Annotated in this window: 16 protein-coding genes; 12 read left to right on the top strand and 4 right to left on the bottom strand. The window is 67.3% G+C overall.

Annotated features, from left to right (window positions below; all coding sequences use genetic code 11):
- Positions 1–23: 23 nt before the first annotated feature.
- From CBR61_RS10530 to CBR61_RS10505, 6 genes are all read left to right on the top strand, one after another.
- Positions 24–1,241: a penicillin-binding protein activator gene (locus CBR61_RS10530; protein ID WP_088914317.1), complete on the top strand. Its 1,218-nt coding sequence runs from the start codon at positions 24–26 to the stop codon at positions 1,239–1,241.
- A gap of 57 nt (positions 1,242–1,298) precedes the next feature.
- Positions 1,299–3,299, top strand: coding sequence for a DNA topoisomerase IV subunit B (parE, locus tag CBR61_RS10525; protein WP_088914316.1), 2,001 nt, complete (start codon positions 1,299–1,301; stop codon positions 3,297–3,299).
- A 76-nt stretch (positions 3,300–3,375) separates the two neighbouring features.
- Entirely contained in the window at positions 3,376–3,900 is a 525-nt protein-coding gene (locus CBR61_RS10520) for an RNA polymerase sigma factor (protein WP_088914315.1), read from the top strand.
- Positions 3,897–4,490 (top strand): hypothetical protein, encoded by a 594-nt coding sequence (locus CBR61_RS10515; protein WP_088914314.1) that lies wholly within the window; start codon positions 3,897–3,899, stop codon positions 4,488–4,490. Before CBR61_RS10520 ends, CBR61_RS10515 begins: the two co-directional genes overlap by 4 nt.
- A 29-nt stretch (positions 4,491–4,519) precedes the next feature.
- A complete protein-coding gene (locus CBR61_RS10510) occupies positions 4,520–5,830 on the top strand; it encodes a serine hydrolase (protein WP_088914313.1) in 1,311 nt (436 codons plus the stop codon).
- Positions 5,831–5,912: 82 nt separating this feature from the next.
- Positions 5,913–6,773, top strand: a complete 861-nt coding sequence (locus tag CBR61_RS10505) for an AAA family ATPase (RefSeq protein WP_088914312.1) — start codon at positions 5,913–5,915, stop codon at positions 6,771–6,773.
- Positions 6,774–6,789: 16 nt separating this feature from the next.
- Here CBR61_RS10505 and CBR61_RS10500 read toward each other — a convergent pair whose 3' ends face one another.
- A complete protein-coding gene (locus CBR61_RS10500; protein ID WP_088914311.1) occupies positions 6,790–8,190 on the bottom strand; it encodes a methyl-accepting chemotaxis protein in 1,401 nt (466 codons plus the stop codon).
- Between the two features lie 134 nt (positions 8,191–8,324).
- On the opposite strand from CBR61_RS10500, the gene CBR61_RS10495 reads away from it, so the two are divergent.
- The 3 genes from CBR61_RS10495 (at position 8,325) to CBR61_RS10485 (ending at position 10,645) form a co-directional block, all read left to right on the top strand.
- Positions 8,325–9,509 carry a vWA domain-containing protein gene (locus CBR61_RS10495; RefSeq protein WP_088914310.1) on the top strand — a complete coding sequence of 395 codons (1,185 nt, stop codon included), beginning with the start codon at positions 8,325–8,327 and terminating at the stop codon, positions 9,507–9,509.
- Positions 9,506–10,165, top strand: a complete 660-nt coding sequence (locus CBR61_RS10490; protein WP_088914309.1) for an immunity protein Imm33 domain-containing protein — start codon at positions 9,506–9,508, stop codon at positions 10,163–10,165. The genes CBR61_RS10495 and CBR61_RS10490 overlap by 4 nt, the downstream gene beginning before the upstream one ends.
- Positions 10,166–10,291: 126 nt before the next feature.
- Positions 10,292–10,645: a hypothetical protein gene (locus tag CBR61_RS10485; protein WP_088914308.1), complete on the top strand. Its 354-nt coding sequence runs from the start codon at positions 10,292–10,294 to the stop codon at positions 10,643–10,645.
- Positions 10,646–10,679: 34 nt separating this feature from the next.
- On the opposite strand, the gene CBR61_RS10480 is transcribed toward CBR61_RS10485, so the two are convergent.
- Both CBR61_RS10480 and CBR61_RS10475 read right to left on the bottom strand, forming a co-directional pair.
- Positions 10,680–11,972: a spinster family MFS transporter gene (locus tag CBR61_RS10480; protein WP_088914307.1), complete on the bottom strand. Its 1,293-nt coding sequence runs from the start codon at positions 11,970–11,972 to the stop codon at positions 10,680–10,682.
- 84 nt (positions 11,973–12,056) lie between these two features.
- Positions 12,057–13,256, bottom strand: coding sequence for an exo-beta-N-acetylmuramidase NamZ domain-containing protein (locus CBR61_RS10475; protein WP_088914306.1), 1,200 nt, complete (start codon positions 13,254–13,256; stop codon positions 12,057–12,059).
- An 89-nt stretch (positions 13,257–13,345) separates the two neighbouring features.
- On the opposite strand from CBR61_RS10475, the gene CBR61_RS10470 reads away from it, so the two are divergent.
- Positions 13,346–13,849: a TspO/MBR family protein gene (locus CBR61_RS10470; RefSeq protein WP_088914305.1), complete on the top strand. Its 504-nt coding sequence runs from the start codon at positions 13,346–13,348 to the stop codon at positions 13,847–13,849.
- On the opposite strand, the gene CBR61_RS10465 is transcribed toward CBR61_RS10470, so the two are convergent.
- A complete protein-coding gene (locus CBR61_RS10465; RefSeq protein ID WP_088914304.1) occupies positions 13,846–14,361 on the bottom strand; it encodes a DOMON-like domain-containing protein in 516 nt (171 codons plus the stop codon). The two genes, CBR61_RS10470 and CBR61_RS10465, sit on opposite strands and share 4 nt — an antisense overlap.
- A 77-nt stretch (positions 14,362–14,438) precedes the next feature.
- On the opposite strand from CBR61_RS10465, the gene tyrS reads away from it, so the two are divergent.
- Both tyrS and CBR61_RS10455 read left to right on the top strand, forming a co-directional pair.
- The gene (tyrS, locus tag CBR61_RS10460; RefSeq protein WP_088914303.1) at positions 14,439–15,668 is read left to right on the top strand and encodes a tyrosine--tRNA ligase; all 1,230 of its coding nucleotides are present in this window, start codon (positions 14,439–14,441) and stop codon (positions 15,666–15,668) included.
- Between the two features lie 80 nt (positions 15,669–15,748).
- Positions 15,749–16,087 (top strand): PilZ domain-containing protein, encoded by a 339-nt coding sequence (locus tag CBR61_RS10455; RefSeq protein WP_088915574.1) that lies wholly within the window; start codon positions 15,749–15,751, stop codon positions 16,085–16,087.
- The last annotated feature ends 18 nt before the right edge of the window (positions 16,088–16,105 follow it).

Below are 16,105 nucleotides of genomic sequence, written 5' to 3'. Positions count from 1 at the left end.
GCACGGCTGAGGGGTCGGCAAGAATGAAGCTTTGGGCGGGATCGATTTGGGCCGCACGGCTCGGGCACGCGGCGCAGCGCATCGCGTCTGCCGTTCCGGCGCGCAACGTGGCGCTGGCCGGCGCGGCGCTGCTGGCGGCGGGGTGCCAGGTGATCCCCAAGACCGACGTGGCGACCACCGCCCCACCCGCGCCCGCGCCCGAACCCTCGGCTACCGCGCTCCCGACCGACACGGGCCGCCACCGCATCGCCCTGCTGGTGCCGATGTCGGGCGATACCGGACCGGTCGGCCAGGCGATCGCCAATGCCACCACCATGGCGCTGCTCGATACCGGCGCGGACAATCTGCGCATCACCACCTACGACACCTCGGCCGGGATCGGCGGAGCGGCGCAGAAGGCGATCGCCGACGGCAACAAGCTGATCCTCGGCCCGATGACCTCCGATGCCGTCCCTGCGGTGCAGATGGCGGCGCGTCCGGCAGGCGTGCCGGTGATCGCCTTCGCCAATGACGCCTCCGTCGCCAGCGCCGATGTCTTCGTGATCGGGCACCTGCCCGAACAGTCGATCCGCCGCACCGTGCAATATGCGCGCGGCAAGGGCGCAGGCCGCTTCGCCGTGCTCGCCCCCGAAGGCGACTACGGCACCCGCGCGGTCTCGGTGCTGGAGAACGCCTTGCGCGATTTCGGCGGCGCACTGGTGCGGCGCGAGAGCTATGCGCGGGGCAACACCTCGATCGTCAGCGCCGCCGCAAGGCTGCGCGCGGCGGGCGGCTACGACACGGTGCTGATCGCCGATTCCGCGCGGCTCGGGGTCGATGCTGCGGGCGAGCTCAACAAGTCGAGCCGCAACCGCACCCGCATTCTCGGCACAGAACTGTGGAGCGGCGATGCCGCGCTCACCCGGGCGGCCTCGCTCGAAGGGGCGCTGTTCGCCGCCGTCTCGGACCAGCGCTACGCCCGCTTCGCCGACAGCTACGCTGCCCGTTTCGGTGGCCAGCCCTACCGGGTGGCGACGCTCGGCTATGATGCGGTGCTGCTGACCCTCAGGGTGGCGCGCGACTGGAAGGTGGGCACGCCCTTCCCGAAGAACGAGCTCTACGACAAGGGCGGGTTCCTCGGGGTCGACGGGGCGTTCCGGTTCGGCCGGGGCGGCGTGATCGAACGGGCGCTCGAGGTGCGCGAGGTCAGGGGCGGCGAGGTCGTGCCGGTCGATCCGGCGCCGACCGGCTTCGGCAAGTGAGTATAATCGCGGGGGATGGCTTGTGAGGCTCGGCGCGGCGGCCCTATAACCGCGCGCATGGCCGACACCTCCCCCGATGATCTCTTCGCCAACACCCCGACCTCCAGCGGCGACTACAACGCCTCCGCCATCGAGGTGCTGGAGGGGCTGGAGCCTGTCCGCCGCCGCCCGGGGATGTATATCGGCGGGACCGACGACCGCGCCTATCACCACCTTGCCGCCGAAGTGCTCGACAATGCGATGGACGAGGCGGTGGCGGGCCATGCGACGCGGATCGAGGTGCGTCTCGACGAGGGCAACCGCCTCTCCATCGCCGACAACGGCCGCGGCATTCCGGTTGACGAGCATCCCAAGTTTCCGGGCAAGTCGACGCTGGAGGTAATCCTTTCGACGCTCCACTCGGGCGGCAAGTTCTCGGGAAAAGCCTATGCCACCAGCGGCGGCCTCCACGGGGTCGGGATCAGCGTGGTCAATGCGCTGTCGTCCCACACCCGCGTCGAGGTTGCGCGCGACAAGCAGCTTTACGCGCAGGAGTTCTCCAAAGGCGTTACCCAAGGCCCGATCCAGAACCTTGGCCCCACCCCCAACCGGCGCGGAACGACCGTCACCTTCGTCCCCGACACCGAGATCTTCGGCGAGCGCAGCTTCAACCCGAAGCGGCTGTTCAAGCTGGCGCGTTCCAAGGCCTACCTGTTCGCAGGCGTGGAAATCCGCTGGAAATGTGCGCCCTCGCTCGCGTCCGATGAAGTGCCTGCCGAGGCGGTGTTCAAGTTCCCCGGCGGGCTTGCCGATCACCTCGCCGAACAGGTCGGCACCCGCGAATGCGTCACCGCCCAGCCCTTCACCGGCTCGCAGGATTTCCCGCAGGTGGACGGCGTCCAGCAGGGCCGGGTCGAATGGGCGATCGCCTGGCCGCTCTATTCCGACGGGGCGACGAGCTGGTACTGCAACACCGTGCCCACGCCCGATGGCGGCACGCACGAGCAGGGCCTGCGCACCGCCCTGACTCGCGCGCTCCGCGCCTTCGGCGAGCTGGTGGGTCAGAAGAAGGCCAAGGACATCACCGCCGACGACGTGATGACCGGCGCCGAGGTGATGCTCTCGGTCTTCATCCGCGATCCCCAGTTCCAGTCCCAGACCAAGGACCGCCTCACCTCGCCCGAGGCCGCGCGGCTCGTCGAGAACGCGGTGCGCGACCACTTCGACCATTTCCTCGCCGACAACATGGAGCGCGGGAAGGCGCTGCTGGGCGAGGTGATGGAGCGCATGGACGAGCGCCTGAAGCGCAAGCAGGAACGCGAGATCAAGCGCAAGAGCGCCACGAATGCGAAGAAGCTGCGCCTGCCCGGCAAGCTCACCGATTGCTCCGGCGAAGGCGGGCGCGAGACCGAGCTGTTCATCGTCGAGGGCGACAGCGCGGGCGGCAGCGCCAAGCAGGCGCGTGACCGCAAGAGCCAGGCGATCCTTCCGATCCGCGGCAAGATCCTCAACGTCGCCAGCGCCACCGCCGACAAGATCCGCGCCAACAGCGAAATCGCCGACCTGATACTCGCGCTGGGCTGCGGCACCCGCAAGGACTGCGACGCGGGCAACCTGCGCTACGACCGCATCATCATCATGACCGACGCCGATGTCGACGGCGCGCATATCGCGACGCTGCTGATGACCTTCTTCTTCCAGGAAATGCCCGACATCGTGCGGCGCGGGCACCTGTTCCTCGCCCAGCCCCCGCTCTACCGCCTGACGGCGGGCAAGGAGAGCCGCTATGCCCGCGACGACGCACACCGGGCGGAGCTGGAGGCCACGGTGTTCAAGGGGCGGAAGGTCGAGGTCAGCCGCTTCAAGGGCCTCGGCGAAATGAACCCCCAGCAGCTGCGCGAGACCACGATGGCGCCCGAGACCCGCAGCCTCATCCGCATCACCCTGCCGCAGGAATTCGAGCAGCGCGCGGGGATCGCGCGGCTCGTCGACGAGCTGATGGGCCGCAACCCCGAACACCGCTTCAACTTCATCCAGAACCGCGCGGGCGATGTCGACCGTGACCTGATCGACGCCTGAGGCGGCCTTTTCCGTCCGCCGCACAAAAAAATCGCCCCTCGTGTAAGGAAACCGCTCCGGCGGGGACTAAGGGGGCATGACCGAAGCGATCGAACAGCTCTACCGGCAGGCCGGCGCGCAATTCGCGCCCGCGCTGGCGCGTCTCGCCCGTTCGGTCGAGCGTGACGCCGACAAGGCGTGCGATCTCGAGCAGGAGATGCACTGCGCGCTGTGGCGCAGCCTTGCCCGGTTCGAGGGGCAATGTGCGCTCAAGACCTGGGTCTACCGCGTCGCCCACAATGTCGCCGCCGATCACATCGCGCGGGCCGTGCGAGGGCCCCGGCGGGTGCCGCTCGAGGAGATCGAGGCGCTGCCCTCGCCCGGCAACATCGAGGCCGAGGCCGGGGATGCGCTGGTGCTGGCGCAGGTCGGCGAGTTGATCCGCCGTCTCCCGCCCGTCGACATGCAGGTGATCGTGCTGTGGCTCGAAGGAGAAACCGCCGCCGCCATCGCCGAGATCACCGGCCTCTCGCCCGGCGCGGTCAATGTCCGCGTCCACCGCATCAAGGCCCTGCTGGCCCGCCACTTCAACCCCGACGAAAATCCGGAGAGCGACGCATGAGCAACGCCCCGTTCCCCCTGTGGACCGCCGCCTCGAATGATGCGGCCTTCACCGATCCTGCCGCCTGCGCGGCACGGGCGGGCAGCTTCGAGCGCCAGATCGCCCGACGCAACCGGCGCGAGAGGCTTGCCGCGTGGATCCAGCTTCCGGTCTGGGCCGGAATGGCGGGGTTCTTCCTATGGGAGGGCGAATGGCTCATCGCGCTCTCGCTGGTGCTGACCGGCGCGGGCGTGCTGCTGGTGCTGCGCAACCTCGCGCGCTGCGCCGACAATCTCCAGCCCCGGCCCGAGGAGCCGTGCCTTGCCCATCTCGAACGGCAATACCGCCACCAGCTCGCCGCGCTCCGCAGCGTTCCCCTGTGGTATATCGGCCCGCTGGTGCCGGGCACGCTGGCCTTCTTTGCCGCCGTCACTCTCCGCTCGGCAGAAAGCAGGGGCTGGAGCGCCGCGCTTGAGGGCGCGATCGTGCCCTTCGCCGTGACCTTCGGGATATTCCTCGCCGTGATCCTGCTCAACCTCCTCGCTGCACGCTCGATCGCCGCCGACATCGCGCGGATCAGGGCGCTGGCGCCGGACGGACATTCGACCTAGACCATGCAGACGGGAGAGGAGTGAAGCCCATGATCCGCAGTGTCTTTCTCGGCCTCGCGCTGGCGGCAGGAACGGCGCTCGCCGCCCCGCTCGCCGCGCAGACACAGGGGCCCGCGCCCGCCGCTGCACAGGAGCAGACCGCGCTCGAAGCGCGCGCCGATCAGGTCGTGGCCCTGCTCAACGGCGAAGTGCAGCCCGAGGCGATCTTCACCGCCGGCTTCCGCGCCGCCATCGCCGATGCCCAGATCAAGGCCCTGAGCGCCAACCTGACCGCACAGTTCGGACGGGCGGTCGAGGTCGCCGTGCTGCTCCCCCGCGAGGGCACGCGCGCGGCGCTGGAAATCCGCTTCGAACGCGGGCTCGCCAAGGGCGGCATCGCCATCACGCCCAGCGAGGACAACCGCATCAACGAGTTGCGCTTCACCTCGGTCGATGCGGTCGCGGTGCAAGGGGACACGGCGGAAAGCATCGCCGCCGATCTTGCTGCCCTGCCCGGCACCGTCAACGCCCTGTTCGCCCCGCTCGGCGGGGGCGCGCCGGTGATCGGCCTCGATACCGCGCGGCCTCTGGCGCTGGGGTCGACCTTCAAGCTCTATGTTCTCGCCGCGCTCGCCGAGGACGTGAAGGCGGGGCGGCGCAAGTGGAGCGATGTCGTGCCGCTCTCGGAGAAGAGCTATCCCAGCGGCCGGTTGCAGGACTGGCCGAAGGGCGCGCCGGTGACGCTCCATACCCTTGCCGGGCTGATGATCTCGATCAGCGACAACACCGCGACCGACCAGCTTGTCCGCCTGCTGGGGCAGGAGCGGCTGCAGAAGGTGCTGCGCGACAGCGGCCATGCGAACCCGGCCGCGAACGACCCGTTCCTGACGACGCGCGAGATGTTCCTCCTGAAGGCCGGATCGCCCGCGCTGATCGAGGAGTGGCGCAGGGGCGGAGCCGTCAGCCGTGCCGCCATCGCCGCGATGACCGGGCAGACCGACCTGCCGCTCGACTCCATCAACGCCGCCTTCGCGGGCGGGCCCAAGGCGCTCGACATCGAGTGGTTCGCCTCTCCGGCCGATCTTGCGCGCCTGTTCGCGCACATGCGCCGCACCGCCGATCCCGAGGCCTTCCGGATCATGGCCATCAACCCCTCGGCCACTGAAACGATCAAGGCCAAATGGCCTTATATCGGCTTCAAGGGCGGGAGCGAGCCGGGGGTGATCAATCTCACCTGGCTGCTGACCGGCAAGGACGGGCGCGACTGGGTGCTCAGCCTCGGGTGGAACAACCCGGCGGCGGTGGTGGACGAGGGCAAGTTCGAGGCGCTCGCCCAGCGGATCCTGCTGCTGCCTCGCTGATTTGCGAGGGGGAGCCCCCTTGCGCCGGACGAAGTGCGCCCTTATCGCTGGCGCGCCGAATTCAGTCTCACAAGGAAACCCGATGTCAGAGCAGCAGCAGCGTTTCGAAGGCACCAAGTCCTATATCGCGACCGAGGATCTCAAGGTCGCGGTCAATGCCGCCGTCACCCTGCGCCGCCCGCTGCTGGTCAAGGGCGAGCCGGGCACCGGCAAGACCGTGCTGGCGCACGAGATCTCCAAGGCGCTGGGCGCGCCGCTGATCGAGTGGAACATCAAGTCCACCACCAAGGCGCAGCAGGGCCTCTACGAATACGACGCGGTGGCGCGCCTGCGTGATGGCCAGCTCGGCGAGGAGCGGGTCCACGACATCCGCAACTACATCAAGAAGGGCAAGCTGTGGGAGGCCTTCACTAGCGAGAAGCTCCCCGTGCTGCTGATCGACGAGATCGACAAGGCCGACATCGAGTTTCCGAACGACCTTCTCCAGGAATTGGATCGCATGAGCTTCGACGTCTATGAGACGCAGGAGCGTATCGCGGCCAAGGAACGCCCGATCGTCGTCATCACCTCGAACAACGAGAAAGAGCTGCCCGACGCCTTCCTGCGCCGCTGCTTCTTCCACTACATCAAGTTCCCCGACCGCGAGACGATGCAGGACATCATCGACGTCCACTTCCCCGGCATCCAGAAGACGCTGGTGAAGAAGGCGATGGATATCTTCTACGACCTGCGCGAGGTGCCGGGCCTGAAGAAGAAGCCCTCGACCAGTGAGCTGCTCGACTGGCTGAAGCTCCTGCTCAACGAGGACATGCCCTTGGACGTGCTCCAGAGCAGCAATCCCGCGAGCGCCATCCCGCCGCTGCACGGCGCGCTGCTGAAGAACGAGCAGGACATCATGCTGTTCGAACGGCTCGCCTTCATGGCCCGGCGCAACCCGAGCTGACGACGCACGGGCGGGGTCAGTCGAAGCTGTAGGCCAGCTCGAAATCGCCCCAGCGGCGGCCGCCGATCACCAGCGGAACATAGACATTGCGCACCACCCGGTAAGTCGTCCCGTCGCCCTCCTGGCGATAGACGGCCATCATGTAGGCCTCGCTCGAGACCTTGGCCTTGCGGTCGATCGCCTCGAGCATGATCCGCCCGTTGCGGCAGAACTGGGTGTCGTGATTGATGTCGCCGGTGGGGGTGCGGCTGCGCTCCGTGAGGTGGGTCGGCAGGAAGCCGTTCATGTCTGTGCAGGCAGCGGCCAGCACGCGGGGATCGCTCGCCTTGGCGCGGTCGAGGAAGGGGCGCCATTCGGCGTGGGCCCAGTCGGTGAGGCGCGTGCGGTAGAGCTGCGGATTGGTGCCGGGGACGGGCTGGTATTCGGTGTCGAACAGCGCCGCCATCGTCACCGCCCCCTTGGCCAGCGCGGCTTCGGTGTGGGCGGTGAGTTCCTGCATCATCGCCTGCGCCTGCGCGACCATCGCGCTGTCCTCGGGGCTGAGGCCGGCGTGGACGATGCGGTCGAACATCTCGCTTGCCGTGATCTCCAGCTCTTCCATCTTGCGGTGCGCGCCGTGGAGCCGGTCCTCGTTGGAGCGCGCCGCGGCATCGAACCCGGTCAGCACGCGCTGGACCTTGTCGACATGGCTGCTGATCGTCCCGGTCGAACGGGCGATGACGTCGTTCTGCTTGTCGACCTCCTCCACGAGGGCGCCGACATTGGCGATGGTGCTCTCGATCCGGGCGACCGAGGCGCGCGCCTCGCCGCTGGCCTTGGAGCCCGCCTCGATCCGGCCGATCACCACCTCCGCCTCGCCGCCGAGCGCGTCGATGGTGGCGGCGATTTCCTCGGTCGCCTTGCGGGTGTCGCTGGCGAGGCTCTTCACCTCGCTCGCGACGACCGCGAAGGTGCGGCCCGCGTCCCCGGCGCGCATCGCCTCGATGGTGGCGTTGAGCGCGAGGATGTTGGTGGTCTCGGCAATCTCGCCGATGTCCTGCGCCGAGCGGCGGACCTGCTCCATCGCGGCCGAAAAGCTGGTGACGTGCTGGCCGAGAGTGTCGACCAGTTCGATCAGCGAGGCGATCTGGCCCAGTGACGACTGGATCAGCGCCGTGCCTTCCGACAGGCGCTCGATCGCGCGCTCGGACAGCAGGCGCGCCTCGTCGCTCGCCTCGGCGACCTTCGACTGGTCGGCCTCGAGCGCGCGAACCGTCTCGGCCAGCGCCTCGTGTTCAGAGCGCAGGGTCTTGGACGAGGCGATCACCGCCTCGACCACGCCGGCCACATCGGTGCAGCCGACGGTCACCGCGCCGCAGCTCTCCGGGATCATCCCAAGGGCATGGGCATTGGCGGTATCGATGGCGAGCTGGTTCATGTGCGGTTCGCGGCCCCTGTTTGGCGTGCAGCGACCCTAGGCGCGGGATGGTAAGCGAAGCGTTAAGCGGCGCGGCCTTCCCCTCGCAAGAATGGGGACTGGTCAGCCTGCGGCGCGCGGGTTAAGCAGCGCCCATGTTCTTCAATTTCGTCGACGAGCTTCGCGCCGCCGGGATCGGCGCCTCCTTCAAGGAGCACCTCACGCTGCTGGAGGCGCTCGACAAGGACGTGATCGAGCAGACGCCCGAGGCGTTCTACTACCTTTCCCGCGCGACCTTCGTGAAGGACGAGGGCCTGCTGGACCGCTTCGACCAGGTGTTCCAGAAGGTCTTCAAGGGGATCATGACCGATTACGGCCAGAACCCCGTCGACATTCCGGAAGACTGGCTGAAGGCCGTCGCCGAGAAGTTCCTGACGCCCGAGGAGATGGAGAAGATCAAGTCGCTGGGTGACTGGGACGAGATCATGGAGACGCTCAAGAAGCGGCTCGAGGAACAGGAAAAGCGCCACCAAGGCGGCAACAAGTGGATCGGCACGGGGGGCACCAGCCCCTTCGGCAATTCGGGCTACAACCCCGAAGGCGTGCGGATCGGCGGGGAGTCGAAGCACGGCCGCGCGATCAAGGTCTGGGAAAAGCGCGAGTTCAAGAACCTCGACAACACCAAGGAACTCGGCACCCGCAACATCAAGATGGCGCTGCGGCGTCTCAGGCGTTTCGCACGCGAGGGTGCGGCGGACGAGCTCGACATTCCCGGCACCATCGAGGGCACCGCCAAGCAGGGCTGGCTCGACATCCGCATGCGGCCCGAACGGCGCAATGCCGTCAAACTGCTGCTGTTCCTCGATGTCGGCGGGTCGATGGACCCCTTCATCAAGCTGGTCGAGGAGCTGTTCAGCGCCGCCACGGCGGAGTTCAAGAACCTCGAGTTCTTCTACTTCCACAACTGCCTTTACGAGGGCGTCTGGAAGGACAACAAGCGCCGCTGGCAGGAGCGCACCAAGACCTGGGACGTGCTCCACAAATACGGGCATGACTACAAGATCGTGTTCGTGGGCGATGCGGCGATGAGCCCCTACGAGATCACCCATCCGGGCGGCTCGGTCGAGCACATGAACGAGGAAGCGGGCGCGGTGTGGCTGCAGCGGGTCACCAACACCTACCCCGCGACTGTGTGGCTCAACCCGGTGCCGGAAAAGCAGTGGGGCTATTCGCAGTCGACCAAGATGATCAAGCAGCTGGTCGGCGACCGGATGTATCCGCTGACGCTCGAGGGGCTGGACGACGCGATGCGGGAGCTGTCGCGGAAGCACGGGGCTTGAGCGACGGGATCGAATTGCCCGAGGGGATCTCGCTCGAAGATCCGCGGCCGATCGCAGCCGGGGCGCCCTACACCTACGCGATGCCGTGGCCGCAGGAGCTGGCGGCGCTCGAGCCCGGTGACGCGGTGCAGGCCATCTTCCGCGAGACCGCCGGCGGCCGCCGATATGGTGCCGAACGGATGTGGGTGACGATTGAACGCATCGAGGAAGGCTTTGTGCTCGGCCGCCTCGACAACGAGCCTTGCGACATGCCGTCGATCAGACTTGGCGATCCGGTCAGGCTCCCGCTGTCGCACGTTATTTCCTGCACCTACTCAAAGGGCAAGCAGCGTCCCGAGGTGCCCAAGCGCCGCTGGTACTGGGAACGATGCTTCGTCGATGCCTGTGTCGTCGAAGGCCGCTCCCACGCTGATTACCTCTACCGCGAGGAGCCGGACATGACCTGTGAGGGCGACCGGGACCCGGATAGCGGCTGGCGCATCCGGGGCACCGACGAGGCCATCGCCGAGGACGAGCGGCTTGGCGAGAAACCGATGTACATCGCTCTAGGCAAGGTTCTGAACGCGGACGATCGCTGGCTGCACTTGATCGACCGCGACATCGGCTGTGCCTTCCAGTGGGACGCGGAACGCGCCGAATACATCGAGCTCGAGTGACGCCAGCCCGTCAGGCCCGCTTCCGATCCGCCCGCCTCCGGCTCGCTGAGCCGCAAGCACGGGGCGTGATCGGGGCCTTCTGAAGCATCTGAAATCGTGCTATTCTCCTTTCTGGAGGAGAACGCCATGCAACCGCTTGCCCTGCCGCTTGTCATCGCCCTTCTCGGGGCCAGCGATGCGCCCCCTGCCCCGCAGCCCATCATCATCGCCGCCCCGGAAGCGGCCGGGCGCGAATTGCGGCCGGACTTTATGGCTGGCCCCAAATGCCGCGACGCCAAGCTGCCCACGGCCGACAATCCCGGACAGCAGCCGCGCTTCGAACGCGGGCCCGCGACGGCGGATATGGGGCAGTATATCTATGCGGTCGACCGGCGGATCGACGGCTGCTCGGTGGTTCTGGCGATGAGCCCGAGCCTCAAGCCTCGTGGTGGGATGAAGATCACCCCAGAGGAAACGGCAGAGGTGCTTGGTCGTCGTTGACGGCCGCAATCGGGTTCAGGATTAGAGAGCCCGTTCAGCCCTTCTGATCAAGCTCTGCATCGAGGTGCAGGCTGCAGCGCCAGAAGAAGAACGCCGGCACCAGCCCCAGCACTGCCGCGCCGTAGAGCACGTAGCGCACCGATTCCGCGCCATAGGCCGGTTGCAGCCAGTCCGACAGCATCCCGAAGAACAGCGGCCCCAGCCCCAGCCCGATAAGGTTCTGGAAGAACAGCAACGCGGCGGCCGCAATCGCCCGCGCCTTGATCGGCACCAGCCCCTGCGCCGCCGAATAGCACGGTCCGTAATAGAGCGAGTTGCACACCTGCGGGACAAAGATCAGCGCCAGCGCGAGCGGCCAGCTCGGCGCATTGTAGGCGGCGATGGCGAGCGGCACGGCAAGCGCCATGCCCACCGCCGGCGCGGTCAGCACATGGCGGCGGTTCCGCGCGCCGAAGCGGTCGGCAAGATAACCGCCGAGCCACGTGCCGAGGATGCCCCCCACCCCGCCGATGATCCCGAACCACAATCCGACCTGCCCCGGCGTCATGTCGTGGGTGCGCTGGAAGAAGATCGTGGTCCAGGTGGTCTTGCCGTAGGACAGGAACGCGGCCGCCGAGCCCGCCAGCACCAGCAGCACAAAGGCGCGCGAGCGCATGACCTCGGCCACCGCCTGACCCAATGGCAGCGCGGCGGACTGGCTGCTTGCACGCAGTTGGGCTGCGGCGTCAGAGCGGCGCGGGTCTTTCAGCACGAACCACACGACCAGCGCGAGGGCGACGCCGGGCAGCCCCACCACCACGAAGGCCTCGCGCCACCCGAGGTAGTCGGCCAGCAAGCCCCCGATCACCATGCCTAGCAGCGAACCGATCGGAATGCCGAGCGAATAGAAGGCCAGCGCCGAGGCGCGCTTCTCGGGCGGGACCATGTCGCTGATGAGCGAATGGGCCGGAGGCGTGCAGCCTGCCTCGCCCACGCCGACACCGATGCGGGCGAGCAGCAGCTGCCAGAAGTTCTGCGCCACCCCGCACAGCGCCGTCATCCCCGACCACAGCGCCAGCGCCACCGCGATGAGCTTCGGGCGGCTCGTGGTCGGCCGGTCGGCCAGCCTCGCGATGGGGATGCCCAGCACGGTGTAGAACAGCGCGAAGGCAAGGCCCGTCATCAGACCGATCTGGGTGTCGCTGAGCTCGAGGTCGACGGCGATGGGCTCGGCCAGGATGTTGACGATCTGGCGGTCGATGAAATTGAAGATGTAGACCGTCAGCAGGATCCACAGGGTCAATCGAACGGACTGCGAGCCGGACACGGAGTCCGCTGTGGTGGCCATCTTGTCTTCTCTCCCATCGGTGGCGGTTCGTCCGCCATCCCTTGTCATGTCGTGGCCCGGTGGTTGTCTGGGCGTTGACGCCAATCAGTAAAGCAGGTGCCGTCGCACCGCGGCAACCCACGCCGCCTCGTCATGTGACGTCATGGCGTCGAGATCATGCGGCGTCGCGGCCGGGTCGTCCACCCATTCGCGCAAGGAAGGAGCGCCGTTGATGACGTCAATTGCGAGGCGGGTGAGCTCATATTCATAAGGGAAGTCGCGCCACAGCGGATAGTCGGGATAGAGCAGCCGGATCGCCTTGAAGGCCAGCGCCTGCATGCGCCAGGGGCGGAAGGCGTGGTGGCTGTAGAAATCACCTTCCGCATGGATCATCAATGCGTTGCAAAGTGTTCCTGAGTGCTTGTGGAAAGTCGGCTCGAACCAGCATTCGCGGATCGCGGCACCCTCCAGCCAGTCCGGCGCGAGCTTCCTCATCACCTTCAGCACCCCGCCCGCGTCGACATCGGGTGCACCGAAGAGCACCTCGAGAGGACGGGTGGTGCCTCGCCCTTCGGACAGCGTCGTGCCCTCCAGCATCACCGTCCCGGCATAGCAGCGCGCCATGTTGAGATTGGCGGCATTGGGCGAGGGATTGATCCACAGGCGTGACGTCGGCCAGCCAAAGCCGGGCGCGGCGTCAGGCTGCCAGCCCTCCATTGCAACCACCCGGTAGGCGACGTCGAGACCGAAATGCTCGATAAACCAGTGGCCCATCTCCCCCATGGTAAGCCCGTGACGCATCGGCATCGGGGCGGCGCCGACGAAGCTTTCCTGCCCCGGCACCAGCAGCGTGCCCTCGACCGGGCGACCGGCGGGATTGGGCCGATCGAGCACCCAGACCTCCTTGCCAGCCTTCGCCGCTTCTTCCAGCAGATACAGAAGGGTGGTGACGAAGGTGTAGATCCGGCAGCCCAGGTCCTGAAGGTCGAACAGGAACACGTCCGCGCTCGACATCATCTGCCCCGTCGGGCGGCGCACCTCGCCGTAGAGCGAGAAGATCGGGATGCCGTAGCGCGGATCCATCTCGTCTGCGGTCTCGACCATGTTGTCCTGCTTGTCGCCCTTCAGCCCGTGCTGCGGCCCGAAGGCGCTGTTGACCTGCACGCCCGCTGCGATCAGCGCATCGAGGCTGTGGGCGAGGTCTGCCGTCACGCTCGCCGGATGGGCGACCAGCGCCACGCGGCGGCCCTTGAGTTGCTTGAGGAGTTCGGGGTCGGCGAGCAGCCGGTCGATGCCGTTCTTCATGGCCGCCAGCGTTGGAACAGCCCGCGCGCAAAGGCAATGCCTCGCGAGGCCCCCGGGAACATTGCCGCCCCCGCCACCGTTAGGGTGGCATGGACATCGACTGGACAGCCGCCGCCATCGCCGCCGGATGGGCGATCATTCTCGGCGGCGCGGGCGGCGCGCTGACCGAAATCGGGCAATGGTATCGCGACCTTCGCAAGCCGCCGTGGCAGCCGCCCGACTGGCTGTTCGGCCCCGCATGGACGGTGATCCTCGGCCTTGCGGGGTGGAGCTTCTACATCGGCCTCACGCAGGCGCCCTCTCCCGAGGCGCGCATGGGCGTCTGGGCGCTGTTCATCGTCAATTTCGTGCTCCACTTCCTGTGGTCGCCGCTGTTCTTCAAGCTGCGCCGACCCGACTGGGCGCTGGCCGAGAACGTGCTGCTGTGGCTTTCGGTGACGGCGCTGATGGTGGTGCTTCCCCGCCTCGCGGGAGACAGTTTCGCGGGCTGGCTCAACGTGCCCTATTTCGTCTGGGTGAGCTTCGCCTTCGTGCTCAACGCGAAGATCGTGCAGCTCAACCGCCCCTTCGGCCGCGCCGCGACCGCGCCCTAGCGTTCGACGATGATCGCGCGGCAGGCCTCGGAGTGGAACTCGGGCTTGCCGGGCGGGAAGGCAAGCGCCCAGAATTGCAGGCTGCCGTCCGGATGCTCGACGATCGCGTTGAGCGCGACCTGCGCGGGATCGGGCAGGCTCGCGGCGATGCTGGCCTTCAGCACCAGAGCCCCGTCGTCATGCGAACAGGCGACGGCGATCGCCTCGACCGGCGCATCGCGCATCCCTTCGCGGAAGGAATCGAAGTCGTAGGCCGCCCATTGGCCGGAGGGCGAGAGGTTGAACTCGCGATACCAGGTGTCGCCGAGGGGCTGCCAGAAGATCTCGAAGCAGGTGGTCTTCCACAGATTGTCGCGCCGGGCGGGCGTGGTCGGGGCCGGCACCACGATCGAGGGGATATGCCCCTCGAGCCGGAATTCGGCCTCGCAGCCCTGCGGGGTGGGCGAAATGGCGGCGGTGACCGCGCGGACAGGGCCGAGATCGCAGGTCTGGTGGAGCATCAAGGGGTGCATCGACCCTCAATGCCTCGCGCGCTGGCGGCGGGCAAGACACTTCCCGCCGCGCCCTTGCGCTGGTAGGGCCGCGCGCCATGAGCACCTACGAATCCGCCCTTTTGCGCCTGCTCGACGAGCGCGGCTACATCCACCAGCTGACCGATGCGGCGGGGCTCGATGCCCTTGCGGCCAGGCAGATCGTGCCGGGCTATATCGGATTCGATGCCACCGCGCCCTCGCTCCATATCGGCAGCCTTGTGCAGATCATGATGCTGCGCCGCCTGCAGCAGGCCGGGCACAAGCCGGTGGTGGTGATGGGCGGCGGCACCACGCGGATCGGCGACCCCACGGGGCGCGACGAGAGCCGCAAGATGCTGACCGACGAGACCATCGAGGCCAACATCCGCTCGATTTTCACGGTGTTCGACAAGCTGCTGAAATTCGGTGACGGCCCGACCGATGCGGTGATGGTCAACAATCACGACTGGCTGGGCCAGCTCGGCTACATCGAATTGCTCCAGCAGGTCGGCACCCATTTCACCATCAACCGGATGCTGACCTTCGATTCGGTCCGTCTGCGGCTCGAGCGCGAGCAGCCGATGACCTTCCTCGAATTCAACTACATGATCCTCCAAGGGTACGATTTCAGGCACTTGAGCCGTGAACTTGGCGTGCGGTTGCAGATGGGCGGCTCCGACCAGTGGGGCAATATCGTCAACGGGATCGAGCTCGGCCGGCGCATGGACGGGACCGAGCTGTTCGGCCTGACCACTCCCCTGCTGACCACGGCCGACGGCGCGAAGATGGGCAAGACGGCGGCAGGCGCGGTGTGGCTCAACGAGGACAGCCTCCCCGCCTACGACTTCTGGCAATACTGGCGCAACGTCGACGACCGCGATGTCGGCCGCTTCCTGCGGCTGTTCACCGACTTACCTCTCGATGAGATAAAGCGTCTCGAAGCCCTTGAAGGCGCTGAGATAAACAGCGCCAAGGTGGTGCTCGCGAACGAGGTGACGAGGCTGGTGCGCGGTGCGGAGGCGGCGACGCGGGCCGAAGCGACGGCGCGCGAAACCTTTGCCGGGAGCGGCGCGGGCGAGGATCTGCCGAGCCTTGCCACCGGCCCGGAGGGGATGCGCCTTGCAGCGCTCTTGACCGAGATCGGCCTCACCGCCTCCAACGGCGAGGCGAAGCGCAAGCTTGCCGAGGGCGCGGTCAAGCTCGACGGCGAGACCGTCACCGATCCCGCGCTGCTGGTCCTGCCCGCCGATGGCCAGACCCTGCGCCTCAGCCTCGGCAAGAAGCGTCACGCGCTCGTCCACCGCTGAGGAGCGCGTCCTTTACCAATTGTCAGGCTTTCTGCGGCATCCCCTTCTCCGTGACCAAGCGGAGGGAAGGATCGCAGCGCGTGGCGGGTGGAGCTAACCTGAGTGTGACCGATCTGCGGCGCGCGGCGCGGCATCCGGTCGATTTCCCGGCGATCGTCGAGCACTTCGTGCACGGCGACCTGCATCTGCACATCTGCAACTTGTCCGCCCACGGCTTCATGGTCGACGATGCGCGCCAGCTTCAGCGCGGCGATCGCATCATCATCCGCCTGCCCATCGTCGGCCGGATCGAGGCCTATGTCATCTGGACTCGCGACACCCGTGCGGGCTTCCAGTTCGAGCGGATCATCCGGCTCGACGATTTCCTCGCGATCATCGACCAGCTCCAGCCTAACCCCCGCCTGCGCCGGCCGCGATAGGCCAGCCTTACCGAGCGC

The sequence above is a fragment of the Porphyrobacter sp. CACIAM 03H1 genome (genome assembly GCF_002215495.1).
In the GTDB taxonomy this organism is placed as follows: domain Bacteria; phylum Pseudomonadota; class Alphaproteobacteria; order Sphingomonadales; family Sphingomonadaceae; genus Erythrobacter.
This window is presented reverse-complemented; position numbering and strand designations above follow the sequence as displayed.